This window comes from Pseudomonas sp. B28(2017) (assembly GCF_002113025.1).
Taxonomy (GTDB): Bacteria; Pseudomonadota; Gammaproteobacteria; order Pseudomonadales; family Pseudomonadaceae; genus Aquipseudomonas.
The window spans coordinates 482,786-505,622 of the sequence record NZ_NEJH01000002.1 but is presented as its reverse complement, the minus strand read 5'-3'; the positions used below and the strand labels follow the sequence as shown (position 1 = coordinate 505,622).

General features: G+C 60.7%; 26 protein-coding genes. All 26 read left to right on the top strand.

Annotated elements, in window-relative coordinates:
* Window positions 1-56: 56 nt before the first annotated feature.
* The 26 genes from CAF65_RS07095 (at window position 57) to CAF65_RS06975 (ending at window position 22,834) form a co-directional block, all read left to right on the top strand.
* A complete protein-coding gene (locus tag CAF65_RS07095; RefSeq protein WP_085715663.1) occupies window positions 57-545 on the top strand; it encodes a phage regulatory CII family protein in 489 nt (162 codons plus the stop codon).
* A complete protein-coding gene (locus CAF65_RS07090; protein ID WP_085715662.1) occupies window positions 538-741 on the top strand; it encodes a TraR/DksA C4-type zinc finger protein in 204 nt (67 codons plus the stop codon). Before CAF65_RS07095 ends, CAF65_RS07090 begins: the two co-directional genes overlap by 8 nt.
* Entirely contained in the window at window positions 738-3,440 is a 2,703-nt protein-coding gene (locus CAF65_RS07085; RefSeq protein WP_085715661.1) for a DUF5906 domain-containing protein, read from the top strand. Before CAF65_RS07090 ends, CAF65_RS07085 begins: the two co-directional genes overlap by 4 nt.
* On the top strand, window positions 3,437-3,772 hold the full coding sequence (locus CAF65_RS27835) for a hypothetical protein (RefSeq protein WP_143492084.1): 336 nt from the start codon (window positions 3,437-3,439) through the stop codon (window positions 3,770-3,772). The genes CAF65_RS07085 and CAF65_RS27835 overlap by 4 nt, the downstream gene beginning before the upstream one ends.
* Entirely contained in the window at window positions 3,769-4,251 is a 483-nt protein-coding gene (locus CAF65_RS07080) for a hypothetical protein (RefSeq protein WP_085715660.1), read from the top strand. The genes CAF65_RS27835 and CAF65_RS07080 overlap by 4 nt, the downstream gene beginning before the upstream one ends.
* A 186-nt stretch (window positions 4,252-4,437) precedes the next feature.
* A complete protein-coding gene (locus CAF65_RS07075; RefSeq protein ID WP_085715659.1) occupies window positions 4,438-4,785 on the top strand; it encodes a phage holin family protein in 348 nt (115 codons plus the stop codon).
* A gap of 11 nt (window positions 4,786-4,796) precedes the next feature.
* Complete coding sequence (locus CAF65_RS07070) at window positions 4,797-5,513, top strand: hypothetical protein (protein ID WP_085715658.1); 717 nt, start codon at window positions 4,797-4,799, stop codon at window positions 5,511-5,513.
* A gap of 183 nt (window positions 5,514-5,696) precedes the next feature.
* Entirely contained in the window at window positions 5,697-6,197 is a 501-nt protein-coding gene (locus tag CAF65_RS07065) for a hypothetical protein (RefSeq protein ID WP_143492083.1), read from the top strand.
* On the top strand, window positions 6,160-8,241 hold the full coding sequence (locus tag CAF65_RS07060; RefSeq protein ID WP_256578615.1) for a phage terminase large subunit family protein: 2,082 nt from the start codon (window positions 6,160-6,162) through the stop codon (window positions 8,239-8,241). Before CAF65_RS07065 ends, CAF65_RS07060 begins: the two co-directional genes overlap by 38 nt.
* A gap of 3 nt (window positions 8,242-8,244) precedes the next feature.
* The gene (locus CAF65_RS07055) at window positions 8,245-8,466 is read left to right on the top strand and encodes a DUF6148 family protein (protein ID WP_085715656.1); all 222 of its coding nucleotides are present in this window, start codon (window positions 8,245-8,247) and stop codon (window positions 8,464-8,466) included.
* A complete protein-coding gene (locus tag CAF65_RS07050) occupies window positions 8,463-10,073 on the top strand; it encodes a phage portal protein (RefSeq protein WP_085715655.1) in 1,611 nt (536 codons plus the stop codon). The genes CAF65_RS07055 and CAF65_RS07050 overlap by 4 nt, the downstream gene beginning before the upstream one ends.
* Window positions 10,074-10,075: 2 nt before the next feature.
* Complete coding sequence (locus tag CAF65_RS07045) at window positions 10,076-11,428, top strand: S49 family peptidase (protein ID WP_085715654.1); 1,353 nt, start codon at window positions 10,076-10,078, stop codon at window positions 11,426-11,428.
* A gap of 40 nt (window positions 11,429-11,468) precedes the next feature.
* Complete coding sequence (locus CAF65_RS07040) at window positions 11,469-11,885, top strand: hypothetical protein (RefSeq protein ID WP_085715653.1); 417 nt, start codon at window positions 11,469-11,471, stop codon at window positions 11,883-11,885.
* Between the two features lie 63 nt (window positions 11,886-11,948).
* Window positions 11,949-12,893, top strand: a complete 945-nt coding sequence (locus CAF65_RS07035; RefSeq protein WP_085715652.1) for a Mu-like prophage major head subunit gpT family protein — start codon at window positions 11,949-11,951, stop codon at window positions 12,891-12,893.
* A 34-nt stretch (window positions 12,894-12,927) separates the two neighbouring features.
* Complete coding sequence (locus tag CAF65_RS07030; protein ID WP_085715651.1) at window positions 12,928-13,176, top strand: hypothetical protein; 249 nt, start codon at window positions 12,928-12,930, stop codon at window positions 13,174-13,176.
* Complete coding sequence (locus CAF65_RS07025) at window positions 13,166-13,378, top strand: hypothetical protein (RefSeq protein WP_085715650.1); 213 nt, start codon at window positions 13,166-13,168, stop codon at window positions 13,376-13,378. Before CAF65_RS07030 ends, CAF65_RS07025 begins: the two co-directional genes overlap by 11 nt.
* On the top strand, window positions 13,371-13,658 hold the full coding sequence (locus tag CAF65_RS07020) for a hypothetical protein (RefSeq protein WP_143492082.1): 288 nt from the start codon (window positions 13,371-13,373) through the stop codon (window positions 13,656-13,658). Before CAF65_RS07025 ends, CAF65_RS07020 begins: the two co-directional genes overlap by 8 nt.
* 5 nt (window positions 13,659-13,663) lie before the next feature.
* The gene (locus CAF65_RS07015) at window positions 13,664-14,116 is read left to right on the top strand and encodes a hypothetical protein (RefSeq protein WP_085715648.1); all 453 of its coding nucleotides are present in this window, start codon (window positions 13,664-13,666) and stop codon (window positions 14,114-14,116) included.
* Between the two features lie 10 nt (window positions 14,117-14,126).
* The gene (locus CAF65_RS07010) at window positions 14,127-14,882 is read left to right on the top strand and encodes a hypothetical protein (protein WP_085715647.1); all 756 of its coding nucleotides are present in this window, start codon (window positions 14,127-14,129) and stop codon (window positions 14,880-14,882) included.
* Window positions 14,879-15,226, top strand: coding sequence for a hypothetical protein (locus CAF65_RS07005; protein ID WP_085715646.1), 348 nt, complete (start codon window positions 14,879-14,881; stop codon window positions 15,224-15,226). Before CAF65_RS07010 ends, CAF65_RS07005 begins: the two co-directional genes overlap by 4 nt.
* Before the next feature lie 65 nt (window positions 15,227-15,291).
* Window positions 15,292-15,483, top strand: coding sequence for a hypothetical protein (locus CAF65_RS07000; protein ID WP_143492081.1), 192 nt, complete (start codon window positions 15,292-15,294; stop codon window positions 15,481-15,483).
* 81 nt (window positions 15,484-15,564) lie between these two features.
* A complete protein-coding gene (locus CAF65_RS06995) occupies window positions 15,565-18,339 on the top strand; it encodes a hypothetical protein (RefSeq protein ID WP_085715644.1) in 2,775 nt (924 codons plus the stop codon).
* Window positions 18,340-18,347: 8 nt separating this feature from the next.
* Complete coding sequence (locus CAF65_RS06990; protein WP_085715643.1) at window positions 18,348-18,998, top strand: DUF2460 domain-containing protein; 651 nt, start codon at window positions 18,348-18,350, stop codon at window positions 18,996-18,998.
* Window positions 18,956-19,858, top strand: coding sequence for a DUF2163 domain-containing protein (locus CAF65_RS06985; RefSeq protein ID WP_143492080.1), 903 nt, complete (start codon window positions 18,956-18,958; stop codon window positions 19,856-19,858). The genes CAF65_RS06990 and CAF65_RS06985 overlap by 43 nt, the downstream gene beginning before the upstream one ends.
* Window positions 19,855-20,313 (top strand): NlpC/P60 family protein, encoded by a 459-nt coding sequence (locus CAF65_RS06980; protein WP_085715641.1) that lies wholly within the window; start codon window positions 19,855-19,857, stop codon window positions 20,311-20,313. The genes CAF65_RS06985 and CAF65_RS06980 overlap by 4 nt, the downstream gene beginning before the upstream one ends.
* A complete protein-coding gene (locus tag CAF65_RS06975) occupies window positions 20,297-22,834 on the top strand; it encodes a phage tail protein (RefSeq protein ID WP_158090063.1) in 2,538 nt (845 codons plus the stop codon). The genes CAF65_RS06980 and CAF65_RS06975 overlap by 17 nt, the downstream gene beginning before the upstream one ends.
* The last annotated feature ends 3 nt before the right edge of the window (window positions 22,835-22,837 follow it).

Here is a 22,837-nt window from a genome sequence, read left to right as displayed (position 1 = left end):
GTAGGATAGGGATTACCCTGGCCTGTGGCTACACCGTAAACAGGGGATTTACGGTTATGAGTCGAACAGATCTGTTGCCGGACGCTGGTCCGGTCCTTCCATTACGCCAGGCGATCTATCGTGCTGGTCGTGACTACAAGGGCGGAATCACCGCCCTTGCCTTTGACATGGTGTTGGACAATGACACCCTCCAGAAGAAACTCAAGCTCGATGAAGAGCGCCGCTGGCTGAATCCTGATGAGCTGGAAGAGCTGATCAGGTTGACTAGTGATTCGCGGTTGCTCGATGCGCTGATGCGTCCGGCAGGTGCGGTTTGGTATCGCCCGGTACCGGTACCGGCAACTCGCGATGCGTTGAAGGCCGTCGGCAAGTTGCTCGGCGAAACCGGTGAGTTCGTTGCCGCGATGCACGATGGTGCTGCCGACAACGTCTGGGAGCTTCACGAAGTGAAGGCACTGGAAAAGTGCGGCATGGACGTGATCCGCGAAATCCTCGGCATCATGGCAGGTGCCCGTCAGGCGATGGAGGACCGTGTCAATGGATGACATCGATCGCGCCAATGACCAGGCGCAATACCTGCTCGACGTTGCGCTTCAGCGCAGCCGCCGTGCGCCATCAAGCCGCATCAGCGCGCAGTTCTGCGCGGATTGCGACGAAGCTATCCCGTTGCTTCGACAGCAGACGATTGCGGGTTGCCAAACCTGCGTTGACTGTCAGGGGTTGCGGGAGGCTCGGCGATGACTGAACCGGCCAAAGGAATAGCCATCGCCAACTGGGCAAAACGTTACATCGATAACTTTAACCTGGCCCTGGTCTCTATTGAGCCCGGTGAGAAAGGCCCGAAGGGTATGGGGTGGAACAAGCCGGGCGGATACATCACTGACGCCGCTGTGGCTGAAGCTTTCTGGCAACGAAACCCTAACCACAACCTAGGCGTCGTGCTTGGGCCAAGCCGTATCTGCTCGTTGGACGTTGATGACGTTCAGTGGACGCGGCATGTGCTGTATGAACTGCTGGGCGTAGATCTGGATGCCATGGCGGTGGTGTATCCGACTATTGTCGGTAACCCTGCGCGCTTCCGGGTGGTTTTCAAAATGCCGGACGGCGTCGAGCTGACCCGGCATTCTTTGTCGTGGCCGAATGAAAAAGACCCTGATGGTTCGATTCACAAAGGTCTGATGGCTAAGGCCAAGGCGGCAAAAGACCAAGGCGACGCGGACGGTGACGCTGCGGCACGCGCCGAGGCTGAAGAGTACAAGCGTTTCACGGTGTTCGAGCTGCGCGCTGGCCTGGTGCAGGATGTGTTCCCGCCTTCGATTCATCCAGGTACTGGCAAGCCTTACACCTGGCGAACGCCGCCGAATGCCACTGATGGTCTGCCGACGCTGACTACTGACTTGCTGAACATCTGGCAAGGCTGGGAGTTTTTCAAGCGCGATGCTGAGGCAGCGTGCCCTTGGGCGATCAAGCCATCAACGCCGCCGGCGAAGGTTGCCAAACGACCAGTTGCGGCGGTGGGCAATCGCCCGTCGGTGATCGATGAGTTCAACCGCTGCCATGATGTTGAAGAGCTTTTGCGCGCACACGGTTACATCAAGCGTGGCAGCAAATGGCTTTATCCGCAGAGTAGTACCGGGCTGCCAGGGGTGACGATCAGCGAAGAGGGCAAGGTCTACTCGCACCACGGCGCCGATCCGCTGGCCAACGGTCACCAGAACGATGCCTTCGAGGTTTTCTGTTTGCTCGAGCACGGCGGTGATCAGTCCAAGGCCGTGAAGGATGCTGCACGAATGCTGGGAATGCAGCATTCATCGCGCCCTGACCCGCGTGATCTTCCCCCAACCCCATCCGGTGAGACGAGCGCGCCGAGCTGTGCGAACGACGAAAGCAGCGAGGCCGCTCCAGCTCCCGATGGGGGTGCGGGGGAGGCGTTGACCCTTGAACACGTTCTCCGGCGTTTTGCACTGGTGGAGGGAACAACGCACGTCTGGGACTTCGACCAATCGCGGCAGATGAAGAAGTCTGCGTTTGAAGCCCGTGTAGGTAAGCCCCTGGCCAAACAGTGGCTGGAGGACACCGAGCGGCGCAAGCTGATCTCTGATGACCATGTGCGCGACATCGAGCAGGCGCGACGCATGTCGGGCAAAAAGGGTGGTGCTTTCGGCATGCCGCCGACCGAGCGCTACGTGTACATCGATGGCACGAAGGATGTTTGGGATCGGGAGAAAAAGCGTCGGGTGGCTGAAGGTGCCGTGAAAATGGCCTTGGGTGACGCCTATGCGTTGTGGTTGAACAGCAGCGAGCGCCGCACGGTGGACGTGGACCACATCGTGTTTGACCCGACGATGACCAAGGATCCAGCGGTGTACATCAATACCTTTGACGGGCTGCCACTGGAACCGATCAGGGACGATGCGGCCTGCGCCAACCTGCGGTGGCTGATTTCGTTCCTGTGCAACCATGATGAGCAGGCGGTGCTCTGGCTGACGCGTTGGCTTGCGTATCCGTTGCAGCACCTTGGCGCAAAGATGGATACCGCAGTGCTGATGCACTCCAGCATGGAAGGATCGGGTAAGAGTCTTTTTTTCGCCGATACCCTGGGCCAGCTTTACGGGCAGTACGCCGCGACGGTTGGTCAGACCCAGCTGGAAAGTAATTTCAACGCTTGGCAAAGCCGGAAGTTGTGGGCTGTGTTCGAAGAGGTTGTGAGTCGGGATCAGCGTTACAACCAGGTGGGCAAGATCAAGCACCTCGTTACTGGCAAGACGGTGCGAATGGAGTCCAAGTTCATCAACGGTTGGGAGGAAGCCAACCATATGAACGCGGTGTTCCTGAGCAACGAGATTATGCCGTGGCCTATCAGTGACAGCGATCGCCGGATGCTGGTGGTTTGGCCTTTGGAGACATTGTCGGTCGAACGCCAGAAAGCCATTGGGCAAGAGTTGGAGCAGGGCGGGGTCGCGGCGCTGTATGGCTGGCTGTTGTCGATCGATTGCGGCGACTTTAACCAGCGGACTCGACCGCCCTCTACTGATGCCCGTGAACGGCTGGTGGCCTTGAGTCGGGCCGGCTGGCAGACGTTTTTGCACCTGTGGAAGTACAGCGAGCTGGGTCAGGGGCTGTGGGGTGCTTGTCTTTCCACCGACCTCTATTCGCTGTTCCTGGAGTGGTGTCAGCGAAACAAAGAACACGTGATGAGCCAGACGAAGTTCTCGCTGTTCATCAACTCCGAGGTGGAAAAAACGCGTTCGATACCCTGGACCGATGGCAGCAATCGCAAGTTCGGCGCGTTCTTTTTCCCTGTTGATCAGGATGCTTCCCCGCCCCCATCACTCAAGTCGGCCGAGCTGGGCGCGATGGTCGTCGCCTGGAGGGCGAAGGCGAAGTTGGCTGGCTGGAATGTGGACAATTGGGACCACATTAAGGCGGCTGCCGCATGACTACACCTAAAAGTGTGTTGGGTGTGTCGGGTGTGTGTCGGGTTGGTTTTGGCTACCCAACACAGATTGAGGCCTTTAATTACGCGGGTTTGCGGGTTTTGTGTTGGGTGTGTTGGGTTTGGCGTCGCGTGCGCGCATGCGTGGTGTTTTTTGCAGTGAAAACGATGGATGGAAAATTTTCTTATGCGAGGTCAGAAAAACCCAACAAACCCAACACACTCAACACAATGTTGTTGAAAGTATTGATTTTGAAGGGGTTTAGTTGTGTTGGGTTTGTGTTGGGTTGCGGGTTTTGTGTGTTGGGTTCGGTTTTTCGGGGGGAAGGACGATGATCGAGGCGATGGAGGTACTGTTGAAGCACTGGGGCGAGCAATGCCGCAACAACGGCGAGGCCGGTGGCATGGGCAGCCCGATGGCGACGATCATGGAGTGGGGCGGATCTGCGCCGCGCGGTACGCCAGGGTCGCGGATCATCCTCGGCGCCGGTGCTGGTCCTGATGCGGTTGCACAGGAAGTTGGTGCGGCACTTTCCGAGATTGGTCGGCAGGATGCGCGGGGTGAGCTGTTGCAGCGGCTGGCGGGCTTGCGTTACGGCGATGATCCGGCGCCGACCTGGATGATGCAGTTGCATCTGCTGCAGCTGGGGTCGACCGCAAAGCAGACCTATTACGACCAGGTGCACCGTCTGCATGAGCGGTTGCTGGAGGTGCTGACCGAGCGTGCCGAGGCACGGAAGTGGCTTACCGCTGGTCGGGGTGCATTACCTCAAAGCCTCCTCAAAGTTGCGTCAAAGTTGCGTCGAGTTGGTTAACCGAAAATGCCCCCTTTTCGGTTCCGTACTCAGGGAGTAAAAAGTCACCACGATATGGAATTTGCGCCTTGGCGCTGACCTCGCACGTGCTGTGCTGCTTCACCCGGCCTCCCTGAGCCGGTCACCTAACCCCGCTTCGGCGGGGTTTTTATTTTCGGCGTATGGCGCAACCAATAAGGACAGAACATGACGAATGAACAGCAGGCGCTGGCTGAAATGCCGATCTGGTTGGTGATCCTCTTGGCCCTGGTCGGCGGTGTTTCGGGTGAGATGTGGCGGGCAGACAAAGACGGCGCGCGAGGTTGGGCATTGTTGCGGCGCTTGGCTCTGCGGTCGGGCGCCTGCATCGTCTGCGGTGTGTCGGCAATGATGCTGATGATCGGAGCGGGAATGTCGGTCTGGACGGCAGGCGCGATCGGTTGCCTGACCGCGATGGCCGGCGCCGATGTGGCGATTGGGTTGTACGAGCGATGGGCAGCCAAGCGTATTGGCGTTAGCGAGTCGTCAGCCACTGGCGGCGAACCAGGGCAATGATGCGGCTTGAGATGCGCGACAACATCGACAAGATCGTGAAGAGCATGCGAGGGCTCAGCCGCAACAAGGTGCCAACGGCTGCGGCCAAGGCGTTGACCTTCACTGCTGAACGGGTGCAGATCGCAGAGAAGGAAGAGATTGCCCGTGTGTTTGATCGTCCGACCCGCTGGACGTTGAACTCGATCTATAAGCGAAGCGCTACCGCCACCCGGTTGTTCGCCCGCGTGTGGGTCAAGGATGAATCCAGCTCAGGCGTTGCGGCCTCGAAGTACCTGCCGGTGCATATGGACGGCGGCAATCGTCCGCACAAGCGATTCGAGAAAGCGCTGATCCACTATGGCCTGATGCCTGCCGACATGTACGCGGTACCAGGTCGACGGGCACGCATGGATGGCAACGGCAACATCAGCCGGGGCCAGATCGTCCAGATACTGTCAGCGCTCGGCGCTGCCGAACGGGTATCGGGCTTCATGGCCAACCGTACGGCTCGCAGTAAACGCCGCAATCGCAATGCTCCTGACTACTTCGTGGGTCGCCCAGGCAATGGCACTGGCCCATTGGGTATCTGGCAGCGCATCGGTAACGGTGCACGACCCATCCTGATCTTTGTGAAGCGCCCGACCTATCGTCGTCGCTTTGACTTCTATGGGGTGGCCAACCGCGTTGCCGCTGCCGAGTTCGAACCCCTGTTCCGCCGCGCCCTGGCCCGCGAGATGGCTCGCGACTGAGGCCAGCGTCGATTTTTCGGCGGTTTCGCCCGGTTTGGGTGCGATTCAGGCTCGGATCGAGGCTTCGTCCCCTTTTTCAATGGGTCCTTCCGGCGATCTGGGGAAATGGGGTAATTCGAACCCCGACTTTTTTGCAGATTCAACCCGACATAGGGGGTTCCGCTTCCTTGTCAGTACTTGGAGATGAGCATGCCAACCCAACTTGAAGTCGCCGAACACCTGGACCTGAGCGAGCGTAGTGCACGCGATGTGCTCAAGCGGTTGGACCTGGACTGGCAGACGGCGACCCTCGATGAGATCCGCACGGCCTACATCCGTGACCTGCGCGAAAAAGCCGCGGGGCGTGGGGGCAGCCAGATTGAACAACTCAACAGAGCGCGGATTGATGATCTGCAGCAGAAGTCGGCCAACGGCCGGCTGGCGTATCACGAAAAGCTGCGCTCATTGATCTCCGCCGGCGAGGCTGAGCGGGCGCTGTCCGACTGGGCCAGTTTCGCAAACCGGGAATACCAGGGCGGCCTTGAACGAATTCTTCAGGAAATCGAGAACGTGCAGAAACTCACGATAGATCGAACAGTGGTGGCCAAAGTTGCTGGACCTACAACCGAGCGAATTGCAGGCTACGCGAGAAAACTTGGCGCGGAGCTTGTTGGCAGCAGCGGGGAAGTTCAACCCGCCCCGTGACATTCCGACCGCGCACTACCTGAGTACCGAGTTTTACCTGCCCTCAGAGAGCGGCGTGTTGCACGGGCTATATGACTTCCAATACACGCCTTACTTTCTTGGCGTCGCCGCTGCCCTGGATGATCCACGGGTCAGCGAAGTTGACCTGATGAAGGCGGCGCAGATCGGCTGGACCTGGTTCCTGATCGGCTACCTGTTCAAGTTCATTCATAACCTGCCGCGCCCGATCATGATCCTGTTTGCCAAGGAAAAGGACGGCAAGAACTTCCACGACGAAAAGCTCAAGTTCGGTGTCACGGCGAACACCGAAGTGGCGAAGCTGATGCCGGTGGACGTCAGTCGCAGCTCCGGCAACCGTTGGGACCATAAGACCTTTCCGGGCGGCTTCCTGAAGCTGGTCGCTTCCAACTCACCCGGTAACGTCAAATCCACTTCATCTGTCGGCCTGTCGGTGGTTGAAGAACCGGACGACACCAGCGACGACGTGAAGGGGCAGGGCGATGCCATCGCCTTGCTGGAAGAGCGTGGCAAACGCTACCCCGGCTCGAAAATGCTCGTGGGTGGTACGCCGGCCATCAAGGGCGCGAGCAAGACCGAGGCCCGGCTAGCCCAGACCGATTGCCGGGTGCTACCGGTTATCTGCCACACCTGCAGTCAGTCCCATGTGTTGGACTTCGCGCACATCAAGTGGCTGGACATTGAAGAGCAAGACCAACCCCACGAAATCTACGGCCGCGCCGATCCAGAAACGGCGGGTTACGCCTGCCCACACTGCGGCGATATCTGGGATGACTACCAGCGCAAGGAGAACATCCGCAACACGGTGTTCAACGCGATTGACGCAGGTGATCCGAACTGTGGCTGGGTGCCGACCAAGCCCTTTGCCGGGCGCGCCGGGTTCATAGAATTGAACGAACTCTATGCCTGCCTGCCGGGCACCAGCCTGGCCGATATCGTGCGCGAGAAACTCAACGCCGAGCACCGGGCCTCAATGGGCGACTTGTCGCTGCTGATCAAGTTCGTCAACCAGAAGCAGGGTCGGGCCTACGAGTACAAATCCGACTTGCCCGAGGCGGACAAGCTGGCAGAGCGGGCGGAAGACTACCCCGAACTGTTCGTGCCCATGGGTGGCCTTGTGGTCACTGCCGGCGTGGACGTCCAGCACGACCGCCTCGCGGTGGTCATGCGGGCTTGGGGCCGAGGCGAGGAGTCCTGGCTGCTGTACTGGGGTGAGATCTACGGTGAAGTGGTATTGCCCGATCAAGGGGTGTGGCTGGACCTGGAGAAACTGCTGTTTGCTCCGATTACCCATGCCTGCGGTGCCAAGTTGAAGGTGCTCGCGGTATCGCTCGATACCTCGGACGGTACCGTTACCCAGGACGCGGCGTATGCGTTTTGCCGTAAACACCAGCGCAATGGCGTGATGGCGATCAAGGGCGCCAGTGAACGGGGCAACAGCCGGGACGATGAGCGAAAGGAAATCTTCAGTGCGCCTCGGCAGGGGGTCGACACCGACAAAGAGCAGAAGGCCTCGAAGTACGGCCTGCGCCCCTACATCGTCGGTACCTCGCGAGCCAAGGATCTCTGGATTGAGGGGCGTTTGCCGTTGGCTGGCGATGGGCCGGGACGGATGCACTTCTACAAGACGGTGCGTCCCGACTACTGGCGGCAGATCACGGCCGAAGTGAAAGCCCCCAGCCGCCGGCATCACTACCGCAAGGTGTGGCAGAAAAAGGCCGGTGAGCCGAATGAGGCCACCGACTGTGAAACCTACGCCCTCCACGCGGCGCGTTCGCTGAAAACTCACCTGCTGCAAGAGCACGACTGGGCGGCACTGGATGCCCAGATTCGGCAGGGCGCGTTGTTCTTCGATGCACCACCCGCACCTGAACCGGCTCACGATCCGGATCCCGGACCTGATGCCGTTGTCGAGCAGCCGGCACCGGCCACCCCTGTTGAACCCCCTGAACTCCCGCCATCTGGCGGGAGAGTTATTTCTGGGCGCCGCAGTGCCATGCGTGTGCTCTCCCAACGCAGGAATTAACCCATGGCCATCACACTGGAACAGGCGCAGAGCCAGCTTCAAGCGTGGCTCGACGCAAGCATCAAGGTCAGCCAGAAACAGAGCTATCGCATCGGCACCCGGCAGCTGGAGTACGCCGATGCTGCTGAAATCACGCGGATGATCGACTACTGGCAAGGCCAGGTGGACCGACTGGCCAGCGGACGGCCTCGGGGTATCACGCTGCGTGGGATCACGCCGCTATGAGCCGCGCACCGAAAGCACCTGAGCCGACGCTGCTGGACAAGGCCATCAGTTGGATCAGTCCGGAGCGCGGTGCTAAGCGGATGCATGCCCGGATGACGATGACAGCGTTGGGCGGTTACACCGGTGCCTCCAAGGCCAAGCGCTCATTGAGTGCCTGGAACCCAGCAGCGGGCAGTGCTGCGGCGGATCTGCTGCCGGACTTGCCCACGTTGCGCGAGCGCTGCCGCGACCTGGAACGCAACAATCCCATCGGCGGCGGCGCGATCAACACGGTGACGACGAAAACGGTCGGTACCGGCCTGGCCCTGAAGTCGGTGGTCAACCGGCAGATTCTGGGTTGGGATGAGGACACCGCTCGGGAATGGCAGCGCAACACCGAGTCGCTCTTCAAGTCCTGGGCCGAAACCAACTGCTGCGACATTACCCGCGAGCAGAACTTTTACGGACTGCAGGAGCTGGCATGGCGCTCGGTGCTGAGCAGCGGGGACGTGTTCCCACTGCTGACGCACAAGGTTCAACCCGGTCATCACTACTCGGCGTGCGTTCAATTGATCGAGGGCGATCGGGTCTGCAACCCAGACGGCAAGGCCGACACTGAGGCACTCACCGCCGGTATTGAACGCGATGCGGATGGGGCGCCGGTGAAGGCCCATATCCTGCGCAGCCATCCGGGTGCGCTGGGTGTGAAAGAGCGGAAGTGGGATGAGCGTCCATTCTTCAATGAGCGGGGCGGCCGGGTGCTGCTGCACCTGTATCGGCGCCGTCGTGTGGGGCAGCCCCGCGGGGTGCCTTATCTGGCGCCGGTGATCGAAAAGCTCAAGCAGATTGATCGCTACACCGATGCCGAGCTGGAAGCAGCGGTAGTGTCGGCGTTCTTCGCGGTGTTCATCAAGCCTGGCAATGGTGGTCAGCTCAGCCCTTTGGCCTCAGCTGCTACGGGCAATACGCCGGTGGGTGGTGATCGTCCGGCTGGACGTGATCAGGGTGGCTGGGATGGTTCGCTCAGCGGCGGCATTGTGGCCGAGCTGGATGACGGCGCCTCCATCGAAACTGCGTCCCCCGGCCGGCCGAACATGGCCTTCGATCCATTCGTGCTGGCGATGCTTCGTCAGATCGGGATGGCCCTGGAGCTGCCGTATGAGGTGCTGATCAAGCACTTCACTGCCAGCTATACGGCGGCCCGGGCCGCGGTCATGGAGGCCTGGCAGTTTGTGCGCGGGTGTCGTGACTTCCTGGGCCACAACTTCTGCCAGCCGGTGTATGAGCACTGGCTGGAAGAGGCAGTGGCGCAGGGTGATATCGACGCGCCGGGCTTCTTCGACCATCCGTTATTGCGCTACGCCTATTGCGGCTCGCTGTGGGTGGGTGATGGTCCGGGTACGGTGGACCCGCTCAAGGACGTCAACGCCGCGGAGAAACGCATCGATATCGGCATCAGCACGCTGGCGAAGGAATCGATGCTCTACGACGGCAGCGACTGGGAGGAGAACCACGAACAGCGGGCGCTGGAAGTGAAGCGCCGCCTTGACGATGGCCTCTCTGCCACGCCGACCGCACGCCCGGAAAATCAGCCCCCGGCAACCCCCGATCTTCCTGAACGGACCTGACTATGAGCGACAACCCAAACGATGCACCTCCCGTGCACCGGGTGACGGCGTTCGACCTGGTGTCACGCGAGCCCTGGGCCATTACCCCGGACATGCTGCAGACCATCACCGCCATCGCCCGCCGCGAGAATGAAGGGCCAGAAGCCTTGGAGGCTCGGCAAGGCAAGCCCCTGCAGAACACTCGAACGGTGACACAGCGCGGCAACGTGGCGCTGCTGCCCGTCACCGGCCCGGTGTTCCGCTACGCCAACCTCTTTACGGCGCTGTCCGGTGCGACCTCACTGGACGTGCTGGCCAAGGAATTCACCACCGCCGTCGACGATCCACGAACCGACACCATCATCCTGGTGATGGACACGCCCGGCGGTATCGCCAGCGGCATTGCAGAGTTCGGCCAAATGATTCGCGCCTCGCCCAAGCGGGTGGTGGCTTACGTCTCCGGCAACGCAGCCAGCGCCGGTTACTGGATGGCTGCGGCGGCCCATGAAATCGTCATGAGCCGCACCGGCGCGGTCGGCTCCATTGGCACGGTGTTGACGGTGCAGAAAAACGGCGACGACGGCAGTTTCGAGATCGTCAGCAGCCAGAGTCCCAAAAAACGGCCGGACTTCGGTACCGAATCAGGCCGTGCTCAGGCCCAGGCCCATGTCGATCGATTGACCGACATCTTTGTCGAGGACGTCGCCAACTATCGCGGCCTCAGTGTTGAAACCGTGCTGGCCGACTTCGGCCAGGGCGACATGCGGATTGGTTCTGATGCCGTTGAACTGGGCATGGCTGACCGTGAATCCACCCTTGAAAACCTTATCGCCGAATTCAACGGCAGCTCTTCTGGAGATCGATCCATGTCCACGCCAAACAGCAGCACCGTACCGACCCCAACGACTGACAAGCCGGCCATGACCCGCGAGTACCTGGCCGCGAACCATGCCGAGTTGCTGGCCAGCCTGGAACATGACGCCCATGCAGCCGGTGCCCGTGCTGAGTGTGACCGCATCAAGGCTGTCGAGGCGGCTGGCTTGCCGGGCCATGAAGAACTGATTGCCAGCCTCAAGTTCGATGGCAAAACCAGTGGGGCCGAAGCCGCCGCACAGGTGATCAGTGCCGAGAAATCGAAGCGCGTAAACGCACTGGCCGATATTCGCAGCAGTGCTGCCGAGCCCGTACCGGCTGTCGCGACACCGCCAGCGGCTCCAGCGGCTACCCAGGAAGATCCGGACGCGCCTCTGGAAGAGCGCGCCAAAGCAACGTGGGACAGCGACAAGGAATTGCGCACTGAATTCGGAAGCTTCGAGGCCTACCACGGTTATCGCCGCGCTTCTGAAAAAGGCCTGATCAAGGTCCTGAAAAAGTAAGTACCCGGTAATCCTCTAACCCCTGGCCCTGGAGAATCCTATGCCACTTACCCTCGACACCCCACGCGCTTACGAAACGGGGGATATCAATGATCTGCCCGTCGCTGGCGGCGCTCAAATCTTCGAAGGCTCGGCGATCGGCATTGTTGCCGCCAGCGGCCTGGCTCGACCGCTTGCCGCCGGTGATCTGTTTGCCGGCTTTGCTGATCGCGGTGCTGACAACCGCATCGGCGGCGCCGGTGCGATCCGCGTTCGCACCCGTGAGCACGGCAAGGTTCAGCTGGCCGTCGCTGCGCTGGCGATCACGGATATCGGCAAGGCTGTCTACGCGAGTGACAGCGGCACCTTCGTGCTGACCGCGGCTGGCAATAGCCGCGTCGGCCATGTGCACCGCTTCGTCAGTGGCGGCGTTGGCATTGTCAAGTTCGCTGCACAGGCCGTTCCGGTCGCTCCGTAACACCCCCCGCAACTGGCGCAACTCCATTTTTTCTTAATTCATCCTTCTTCAGGAGAATCACCTATGGGTGCTGAAGTACTGTCCAGTCGTGCCGTGATCGGTACGTTTTACGAACTGCTCGAACAAAATGTGGGTAATACCTGGATCGATGCAGTGTCCAACCTGTTCGACTCCGACCAGGCCAAAGAAACTTATCCGTGGATCGGCATGGTGCCAACCCTGCGCGAATGGATCGGCGGGCGTCATGCCAAGGGTTTCAACAGTGCTGAGCTCGAAATCGAGAACCTGCACTTTGAAGCGACTATCGAAGTCTTGGTCAAAGAATTGCGCCGCGACAAAACGGGCCAACTGCGCATTCGTCTGGGCGAGCTGGCCGACCGCACCAACGCGCACTGGGCGCGCCTGTTGTCGGTGCTGCTGCTCAACGGCGAGAGTCAGGTTTGCTACGACGGGCAGTACTACTTCGACACCGACCACCAGGAAGGCCAAAGCGGTGTCCAGTCCAACAAGATCACCACGACCATTGCCAGCCTGCCGGCCAAGGTGCACGGCACTCCGACTGCCCCGAGCGTCGAAGAGTTCCAGCAGGCAGTGGCCCGCTCGGTCACTCAACTCACCAGCCTCAAGGACGATCAGGGCGAGCCGATCAACGAGCTGGCTCGCGAATTCCTGGTGATGGTGCCGTTCAACCTGCTGAGCGTTGCCCAGTCTGCGTTGAGCGTTCCCCGTGGTACCAGCATCAGCGAAATCGTCATGCCGGATAACGTCGTGGTGCGCGTGGTGGGCAACGTCCGCCTCAACGCTTGGCAGGACCAGTTCGTCACCCTGCGTACTGACGGTCGCCTGAAAGCGTTCATTCGTCAGCAGGAAACCGATGTGGTGATGAAGGCCAAGGCTGAAGGCTCGGAGTTCGAGTTCGACAACGATGCCCACCAGTACGGTGTCGACACCTGGCGCAACGTGGGCTTCGGTCGCTGGCAGTACGCCGTCCTGAACAAACTGGTGTAAGCCCGCGGGCCTACACGTCATCGAGGACATTGATATGCCGAAGTATCAAGTTGATCAGCCCATCACGCTGTATAGCGGTGAGTTGATCTTGACCGCTGCCCAGGCCGCTGTGCGTGCGCATAGCCTGGAGGCGGTCGCGGGCAAGAAGGGGCGTTACATCATTCTGGATGCCGTTCAGTTCAAGGCGGGGGAGGTGATCGTTATCCCAGGCGAACCGGACAAGGCATTGGCGCAGCGCGTGAGTAAGGTCGAGAGAGCAGCCGGGGGCAGTGATGGCGAATAAGACCTACACAGTCGTGTCCGGAACGTTTCGCGGTCCGGGTAACAAGGTGACCGCGCCCGGTAGCCAGATTGAGTTGCCGGCCGACGTTGCTGAACGTTTTCGCCATCAGTTGGTGGAGGTGAAGGTGGAAGCCGTCGCCCAGCCAGTTCAGGAAAGCGTTCCTCGCAAAGGCGTCCAGGCCAAGGATGGCGGCAGTGCTTAATGAGGATCTCGCGGGCTTTCTGGAGGATTTCGACGTGGGCGGGGTGATTGATGGTCAACCCTTTCTGGCGGCTCGAGATATGCCCGACGAGATCGTTGGAATGGGTGGACTGAACAGCCAATCCACCAGCTACGAGATCCTGGTTATCACCGCCGAGGCCGAACGCCTTGGCATCGACAATCCCAAGTTGATCACCGTCGGTGGCGTCACTTTCAGGGTGCGCGATCGCCGCATGATTGATGACGGCGCTTTCAGTCTGGCCTCTCTCACCAAGGTTTAACTCCCATGCCCTCGATTCAAGAACGCATCGTCGAAAAGGCGAAGGCGCTGATTTCGGCTGCCGGTACGTTGGCAGAGGATCGTGTGTTTCGAAGCCGTACTGAAGCGCTGACGCGAGGCATGACCCCGGCCATCGTGCTGCGTCCTGACCTGGAAACTACCGAGCGAGAAAGCTTCTCGGTGGACCGCAACCAGTTTGAACTGTCAGTTGAAATTCTGGCGCGGGAGAACACCACCACCGGTGAGGCCTGGGACCAGGTTGCCGATCTGGTCAAGGTCGCGGTCCATGCCATCCTGCTGGCAGAAGATGCGTTTGTCGAGGCGGATCGGGTTCAACGTTTCTACATCGATTGGATCGAGGAAGACGGGGACAACACAGCCGGTAACTGCATGGTGCGTTACCGCTTTACCTACCTGTGCAATACCGGCGACTTGACGTCCGGTCCTACCTTTTACTGAGGAACACATCATGCAAATTGCATTCGGCAGCGGGTTGTTTTATGCCACCCCGCTGATGGACGCCTATGGCAACTCGCTGGCCGCACCGACCCCCATCCTGCTCGGCATCATGCAGGAAGCCTCGGTAGATCTGTCCTATGACTCCAAGGAGCTGTTCGGTAGCGAGCAGTTCGCGGTCGACGCCGCTCGTGGTCAGGGCAAGCTGTCCGGCAAGGCCAAAGCGGCGCAGATCAGCCTTGCACAGTGGAATGCTCTGGTGTTCGGCCAGAACCTGCAGCCCGGTCAGGTGCTGGTGCATCATGCGACCACGCCGACGCCTGTGCCTGCAGGCGGCAAGATCACCGTGACGCCGCCCGTTGGTGGTCTATTGGCGGGTGATCTGGGGGTACGTGGCGCCGGAGCGCTGCCTTTCGAGCGAGTGCTGACCGCTCCTGCAGTAGGTCAGTACACCTATAACGCCGTGACGGGCGAGTACAGTTTCGCGGTTGCCGATGTCAATGTTCCGGTGTTTATCGACTACCGCTATTCCGTTTCGACGGGTAAGAGCCTGTCGGTTCGCAACTTGCCCATGGGCGATATGCCGGTGTTCCAGGGTGAGCTGTACCTGAAGTACAAGGGCAAAGCGATTTATGTCCGAGTGCCGAACTTCGTCAGCAACAAGCTGGGCTTCGGTACCAAGCAGGACGACTACACCATCCCTGACTTTGAATTCACTGGCTACGCCGATGAGTTTGGCGAGGTCGTGTACTGGAGTGCCAGCGAATGACGGTCGTGAATGTACCGGGTGTCGAGTTCCCGTTTCCCGGGAAGGTATTAGTTATTCCGCCGCTGGCTCTGGGTGATCTGGAGCAGTTACTGGACCGCATCAACTCGGTGATGGCGGGCAACATGGACAAGGACAGCATCGCGACCGTGATCGATGCGACGCACGCCGCTTTGCGTCGTAACTATCCCGATATCGAGCGCGCTGAGGTTGCCGCGCTGTTGGACCTGCGAAACATGCGTGATGCCCTCGATGCGGTGATGAGCGCCTCGGGTCTGGTAGTCCAGGATGCGGCGCCGGGGGAAGCGGAGGCCCCTTCGACTGGGGCCAGCTCTACGCTCACCTGATTGCGAGTACCGGTCAGAGCCCGGTCACGCTGCGACGTGACTGGGACATGATCATGGTGGGGCACATGACGGACTACTGGCATCACCATCCGCCTGTTCATGTGCTGGTTGCCGGATATCTGGGATACAAGCCAACGCAATCGGACCGTGGGGCGCCTGATCTGGCGACCAACATGGCAGCGCTGGCTGCTGATATGCGCGACGAACTGCCAGAGCATTTGCGTGGCGCGTTGGATGCCTTTGTCGTACCAGGTTGAGGCAGCGCCGAGCGTTGTCTCGTCATCAACAGAACTCCGCTTCGGCGGAGTTTTTTACTATCTGCACAGTGAGTCTCCGGCATGGATAGAAATATCGCGTACCAGTTCACTGCCGGCACCCAGGGATTTGACCGCGCAGTCGAAAGCATCGAGCGCAATATGCGTGACGCCCGAACAACGCTCAGCCGAGAGTTGCGGGCCATCAACACGGACATGGTGGGTAGTCAGGCCCAGATCGGAAAGTTTGGCCCGGCGGTGAATGACGCCTTTGCGGGTGTCGCTAGCGTCATGCGCTCTGGTTTGGGTGGCGTAGCCGCGGGCATTTTGGGCGTGTTTGGGATCGGGGCCTTCAAGCTGAGCCAGTTGGTCGGTGACAGCAAGGAAGCAGCGATCCAGCAGCAGGCGGCTTATCGCGGGTTGGAAGCGGTGGCCAACCATGCTGGCGTTGGTATCGGTCGGGCCATGGATGAGGCCAACAAGCTGGCAGCGGATGGTTTGATTAGTGTCGGGGATGCGGCCAAGGCGCTGCAGAACCTGCTGAGCCGTGGTTATAGCGTTGATCAGGCAGTGTCGGTCATCAACCGCTTGAAGGACGCCGCGGCGTTCAACCGACAAGCCAGTCTCAGCATGTCCGAAGCAGTGGTGACCGCGACCGAGGGCTTGAAGAACGAAAACTCGGTTCTGGTCGACAACGCCGGGGTAACGAAAAACGTCGCAAAAATGTGGGATGAGTACGCCAAGAGCATCGGCACGTCGCGTGACAAGCTGAGCGATTCGCAGAAGATCCAGGCCGAATACAACGGAATCATGAAAGAGACCGAGGCCCAGGTCGGCAATGCGAAGAAGGCGGCCGATGGGCTGACGGGGAGCCAGGCTGAGCTTGACTCAAGGAGCAATGAACTCAAAGTCACCATTGGCACAATCCTCGAGCCCGTTTTTATCAGCCTGAACAAGCGTCTGGCTGAAACCGCCGGTTGGTTCAATGGAATTCTCAAAGGTATGACGGGGGTGGGGCTGACCGTCGAGGAAGTGTCGGCGAATGTCGCTCGCTATGAGGCGATGCTGGCAAACGTTGGTAATAAAGGATCGCGGGGTGGGGGTGGCAAGGCCCAGCTGGAGGGCTCGCTACAGGAAGAGCGCCTGTTGCTGGAAAGCATGCAGCTCACCTCTACGAAGATTGATCAGGTAGACGCCGGCATGCGGTCACGCATGGCGCGAATCGAGGCACAGCGAGCCAAGGTCGCGGAAATGGCGGCGACCGGTGACACCGCGCTGACCAAGCCTCCCCAGCAAGGACGCGTCGCTCCAACAGCCTATGGCATTGAAATAGCGCGCCTCACCAAGCTTGAACAGGCATACGCCGCTGCCGTCGAGCATCGCAAAAATCTGGTTCAAACCACCACGCCGCCACCGGCGAAAACGGACACTCCGACCGCACCGACTGGACCTACAAAATCTCGGGTCAGCCAGTGGTCAGAAGCGCTGGATGCGCAGAAGGTCGCACACGCGCAGATGCAGTCGGAGCAGGGGACCTTTCAGAAGTTCTCCCAACAGAAGGAAATGGACTACTGGCAGGGCATCCTTAAACGTACTGATCTCAGCGCGTCCGAAAGGCTCACTGTGCAACGCAACTACTTGGGCGTCTTGAATGGGCTTCGGCGTCAGGACGAAGGAAAAGCGTTTGCCGATCTGCAGGCCCAGGCCCAGCAGTACCGCCACAACATGGACGCTCGGCTGCAAATTGCTCAGCAGACGCTGGATCGCAGTCGGCAGCTCTATGGCCAAGACTCCCAGGAGTACCAGCGGGCGGCTTCTGAGGTGGTTGCTATCGAGCGGGAGAAACAGCAGCAGATAGCCAACATGAAACAGCAGCAAGTTGCGGCTGATCAGCAAACCCGGCTCACGGACATTGCCCATGCCGAGCAAATGGCCCAATTGGACCTGCAGGCCAACCTGATCACCCAAGGGCAATTGCTCCAGGCGCAAGCCGAGTTCGAGCAGCAGCGCTATGCGATTGAAGCGGCTGCATTGGTGCAGCGAAAAGCGTTGTTGGATCAAGACCCTGACCGCAACCCCGTTGCCCTGCAGCAGGTTCAGCAACAGATCCTGGCGCTGGAGCAAACGCATCGCAACAGCATGGCGGTCATCGGCCGGCAGCAAACCATGGAGTCCCAAAATAACTGGAGCGGCATGCTCGGCAGCATCCAGTCAAGCTGGAGCAGCGGCCTCAGCGGCATCCTAAACGGCACGATGAGTACTCAGGGGCTGCTGAATGGGCTGTTCAGCAGCATCGGTGGCGCGTTCATCGAGAACATGGTGACCAAGCCATTGATGGCTTGGGTTTTCGGTGAGACGGCGAAAACCGGCGCGACGGTGGCCGGCGTCGGTGTGCGTACCGCCGCCGAGGCGGGTGGTGCGGCCATGTCCGTAGCGATCTGGGGTGCGGCCACGATCAAGAACATTATCGCCAGTGCCTGGCAAGCGATGGCCGGCGCCTTTGCGGCCATGTCGGCGATTCCCATCATCGGTCCGGTGCTGGGTGTGGCTGCCGCTGCGGCGGCCGGCGCCTTTGTGTTTGGCCTGGTGAAAAACGTGGCGTCGGCCGAAGGCGGCTACGACATTCCGGCGGGTACCAACCCGATGACCCAGCTTCACGAACAGGAAATGGTTCTGCCCAAGCAGTACGCGAACGTCATCCGCCAGGCGGCGAATGGCGACGGGCAACTGGGTGGCGGTGGCACCTACCACTACAACGATTACAGCGGCCGGATGACGCCGGCAGACATCCGGCGCAATGCGCGGGCGTTTGCCGAAGAAATGCAAAAAATGCGGCGCAACGGTGCCATCAAGGCATAGGGGGAATCATGCCATTAGGTCCGTTCTGGCCAGCACGCTGGATCGCCAGTTATCCAGACGTGGGTGAGGTGAGCGATGGGGTGTTGCCGCGCCTGCCGGGGCAAACATTGCTGTCGAAAAAGGCACCGGAGTGGAGCACGGGGGTGCAAAGGGCGGCCAGCGGTCGGCGGCGCACTATCGCGTACTACTCGGCGCCCTTGTGGTCGTTCCAGATCAGCTACAACGCGGTGCGCAAACGGCCGGGTCTGGATGAGTGGACGCGGCTGATGGACTTCTTTAACAGCCGCAAAGGCCAGTTCGGCGAGTTCCTGTACTTCGATCGCTCCGACCACCTGGTGAAACTTCAGCGATTCGGTACCGGCGACGGTGCCACCGTCACCTTTCAGCTTTCCCGTGCCATCGGCAGTTGGGTCGAACCGGTGTATGGCGTCGTCAACATTGATGCGCTGACGGTCGGTGGAGCACCGGTTTCGAGCTACAACGTGGACGAGCTGGGGCGCATCACTTTTGCCGTGCCACCCCCCAACGGGGCGTCACTGGTGTGGAGCGGCGCGTTCTATTTCCGCTGTGCCTTCGATGCCGACTCGCTGGATGGCACCCAGCCGTTCCGGACGATTTGGGAAATGAAGAACATCGCCTTTACGAGTATCAAACCATGATCGATGCCAGCCCCGAGTTGAAACAGTTCCTGGCCACGGCGCGCAGCTTCGTGATGGCCGACCTGTACACGATTGCCTTGGCCAGCGGCCAAGTGCTGCGCTACACCGATGCCGGCCTGCAGATTTACCACGCCGGACAGAACTACTCGGCCAGCGGCCCGCTGATCAAGCGCACTGGCGTGCGGGCGGTGCGCGGCATCGAGGTGGATACCCTGAACGTCACCTTCACCGCCGGGCTGAACGACACGGTGTTGGGGGAGTCGGTGCTGCCCTTCATTGCCGGCGGCGGCTTCGATGGCGCGACGTTGATTCTGGCCCGGGCCTTCATGGCGGATTGGGGTCAGCCGGTGATTGGAACGGTGACGCGCTTCATCGGCCGGGTGGCCGAGGTCGATCCTGTCGATCGTGAGCAGGCAACGGTGACGGTCAAGTCGCCGATGGAGTTGCTGGACACCAAAGTCCCTCGGGGTGTGTATCAGCCGTCGTGTTTGCGCACGGTGTACAGCGCCGATTGCGGGGTGAATCGGGCGCTGTTCCAGACAGCCGGCATCGTCCAGGCCGGCAGCAATACCGCCCTGCGGATCAACTCCAACGTGATGGCGGAACAGGGCTGGTTCGACCAAGGGGTGATTCGCTTCGTCAACGGCACGAACGCCGGGGTGGCCCGCACGGTGCGCCGGCAGACTGGAGACGGCGCGGTCACGATGATCCTCGGCGTGCCCGCGGTGCCCGTCCCAGGTGACCAGTTCCTGATTTATCCGGGCTGCCCACGCACGCTGGATGCCTGCACCAATAAGTTTGGCAACCGCGCACGTTATCGCGGCATGCCCTTCATCCCGGTCGCGGAGACGTCCATATGAATGCGCTTGAAGCTCAACAGCGGGCGGCCGTGGTGGCCGAGGCCGAACGCTGGCTGTGCACGCCGTACCAGCACCGCCAGCACTTGCTGGGTGTTGGTGTCGACTGTGCTTGGCTGCTGATCGAGGTCTACAACGCGGTCGGGCTGATGCCCTTGATTGACCCCGGTCCCTATGCCCAGGACTGGCACCTGCATCGCAGCGAGGAACGCTACCTGGACTGGCTCGACCGGTACGGCCACCCGGTGGAGACACCGCAACCCGGCGACATGGCGGTGTGGCGTTTCGGCCGCACCTACAGCCATGGCGCGGTGGTGATCGATGAACACCGGGTCATCCATGCCTACCGCGATATCGGCGTGGAATACGCAGACATGCGCGAGGAACGGCTGGCCAGCCAGCTGGTGCGTTATTACACACTCAACCTATATGGAGTCAGCGATGGGGGGCAGCAGTAGCACCATTTCCACCAGCGCCACGCGCATCAATGCGCTGCAAGTGCAGAGCAGTGCCAGCGGCAAGCCGATCGCCTGGATCGCCGGCCGAAATCGCATCAGCCCCAACCTGATTTACTACACCGACTTCGAAGCCGTGGCGAAGACCACGAAGAAGAAATCGGGCGGCAAGGGCGGCGGCGGGGCGACCCAGAAAGACACCACCTACACCTACTACGCGGCGCTGATCCTCGCGATCGGTCGTGGGACGTTGGGGGCGGTTCACCGCGTTTTTCGTGACAAGGAAGTGTTTACTGAAACGGTCATCAATGGGGTGACTCAGTCGGCCTTGGCGCAGGCGGGTTTCAGCTTTGCCCGAGGTGACCGGGACCAACCGGTGTGGGGCTTTCTTCAAACCAAACATCCCGCCGAGGCCATCGCCTACGCGGACACCGCCTATGTGTATGCCGGTCGGTACCTGCTCAACGACAGCGCCGGGGTGCAGAACCACACGTTCGAGGTGGACGGTCCCTATCAAGTGCCGGGGTTGCCGGACGCCAATCCCGGGGAATTCTTGCCAGGGTTACTGCTCGATCCTCTGGACGGCATTGGATTTCACCCATGGTGGGTTGCCGACCTGAGCAATTATCGCAATTACTGTTTGGCCGAAAACCTGTTGTTGAGCCCGGTGCTCGATGAGCAGTCACCGGCCAGTGAAGCGATCGCTCGCTGGCTGCAACTGACCAACAGCGAGTTGGTCTGGTCGGCCGGTCAGCTCAAGGTCATTCCCTATGGCGATCAGGTCGTGACCGGCAACGGCGTGACCTGGTACCCGAATGTCACACCCGTGGCAGATCTGACCGATGATGATTTTCTGGCCGAGGAGGGCGAGCCACCGGTCTCACTCAAGATCAAAAGCCAGGCGGACAGCTACAACGAAGTCTCGCTGGAGATCCTCGATCGCGCTCACGAGTACAACACCGATGTGGTGCGCGGCACTGATCAGGCGGCCATCGAGCAGTTCGGCTCGCGACCGATGGAAACAATCAAGGCCTATGAGATCTGCGATGTGGCGATCGGCGCGCATGCCGCGCAATTGCTGGTGCAGCGCAAGCTGTACGTGCGCAATGAATACCAGTTTTCCCTGGGCTGGCAGCATGTGCTGCTGGAGCCGATGGATCTGGTCACCATCACCGAGCCGGGATTGAACCTGCAGCAGCGCTTGGTCCGATTGATTTCGGTCGAGGAGGATGAAGACGGCAAGTTGGCGGTGGTCGCCGAGGATGCGTTGTTGGGGGTCGGCAGCGCGCCGAATTACCCGGTGCAAAGCAAGAGCGGCTTTCAGGGCAATCAGAACGCTGCGCCCGGTCCGGTCCTGGCGCCGATCATGTTCAACCCACCGGAAAGCCTGTTGCTCGCCGGTGAGTTGCAAGTGTGGGGCGCCGTGGCGGGGGCGAACCCCAACTGGGGTGGCTGCGAGATCTGGATAAGTGCCGACGGTGACAGCTATCGGATGGCTGAAACCATCTATGGTCGGGCGCGTATGGGGCAGCTTTCCGCCGCCCTGGCCGCCGGCAACGATCCGGACACGGTCCATACCTTGTCCGTGCAACTGGCGGTACCGGACGAACTGACGGCCGCGACTACCGCCGAGGCCGACAGCGGCGCCACCCTGTGCTGGGTGGACGGAGAACTGCTCAGTTACCGCGATGCCACGCTCACCGGCGTGGGGGCCTATCAGTTGGGCTACCTGCGACGCGGGCGGCTGAGCTCGGCGGTGGCCAGTCATCCAAGCGGAGCTCCGTTTGTGCGCCTGGACGACGCGGTCTGGAAATACAGCTATGCCCGCGATCAGATCGGCAGCACGGTGTGGGTCAAGTTTCGCTCGTTCAACGTGTACGGTCGGGCGCTGGAGGATCTGGCGGACGTCACGGCGTACAGCGTCACCTTGTCGCCCGCGCGGGTGGTCCCTGCACCGGCGCAGAACCTGGCATTGGTCGGCACATTCGAAGCGCCGTATTTCACCGTCAGCTGGACGGCGGGGGCTCGCGCAGAGGATCGGCTGGTGCGGATCCGCAATGCAGGCAGCGATGCACTGCTGCGTCAGGTGACGACCACCAGCACGGCCTTCACCTACCAACACGAGGATGCGCTGGTCGATGGTGCGCTGATTCGCAGCTACCGCGTCGAGATCATCGAGCGCAACGCCGCTGGCAGCGCTCCGCTGGCTTCGCTGTTGGTCGCCAACTTGGCACCGGCGGCCGTGAGCGGGACAGCGGCCACCGTGAGCGGTACCACGGCCGATGTGAGTTGCGATGCAAGCAACGCGGCAGACGCTGCCGGTTACCTGTTTGTGTACTCAACGGTCGCCGATTTTGACCCGACCATTGCCGGAACCGTTGGTTACCAAGGCGTGTCCCGAACGGGGCAGATCACTGGCTTGACCACCGGCACGACCTACTACCTTTGCGCCGCCGCTTACGACACCTGGAGCAGCACCCGCAGTCAGCTCAACTTTGCCCCGGCAATTCCTTTCAACACCTGATAG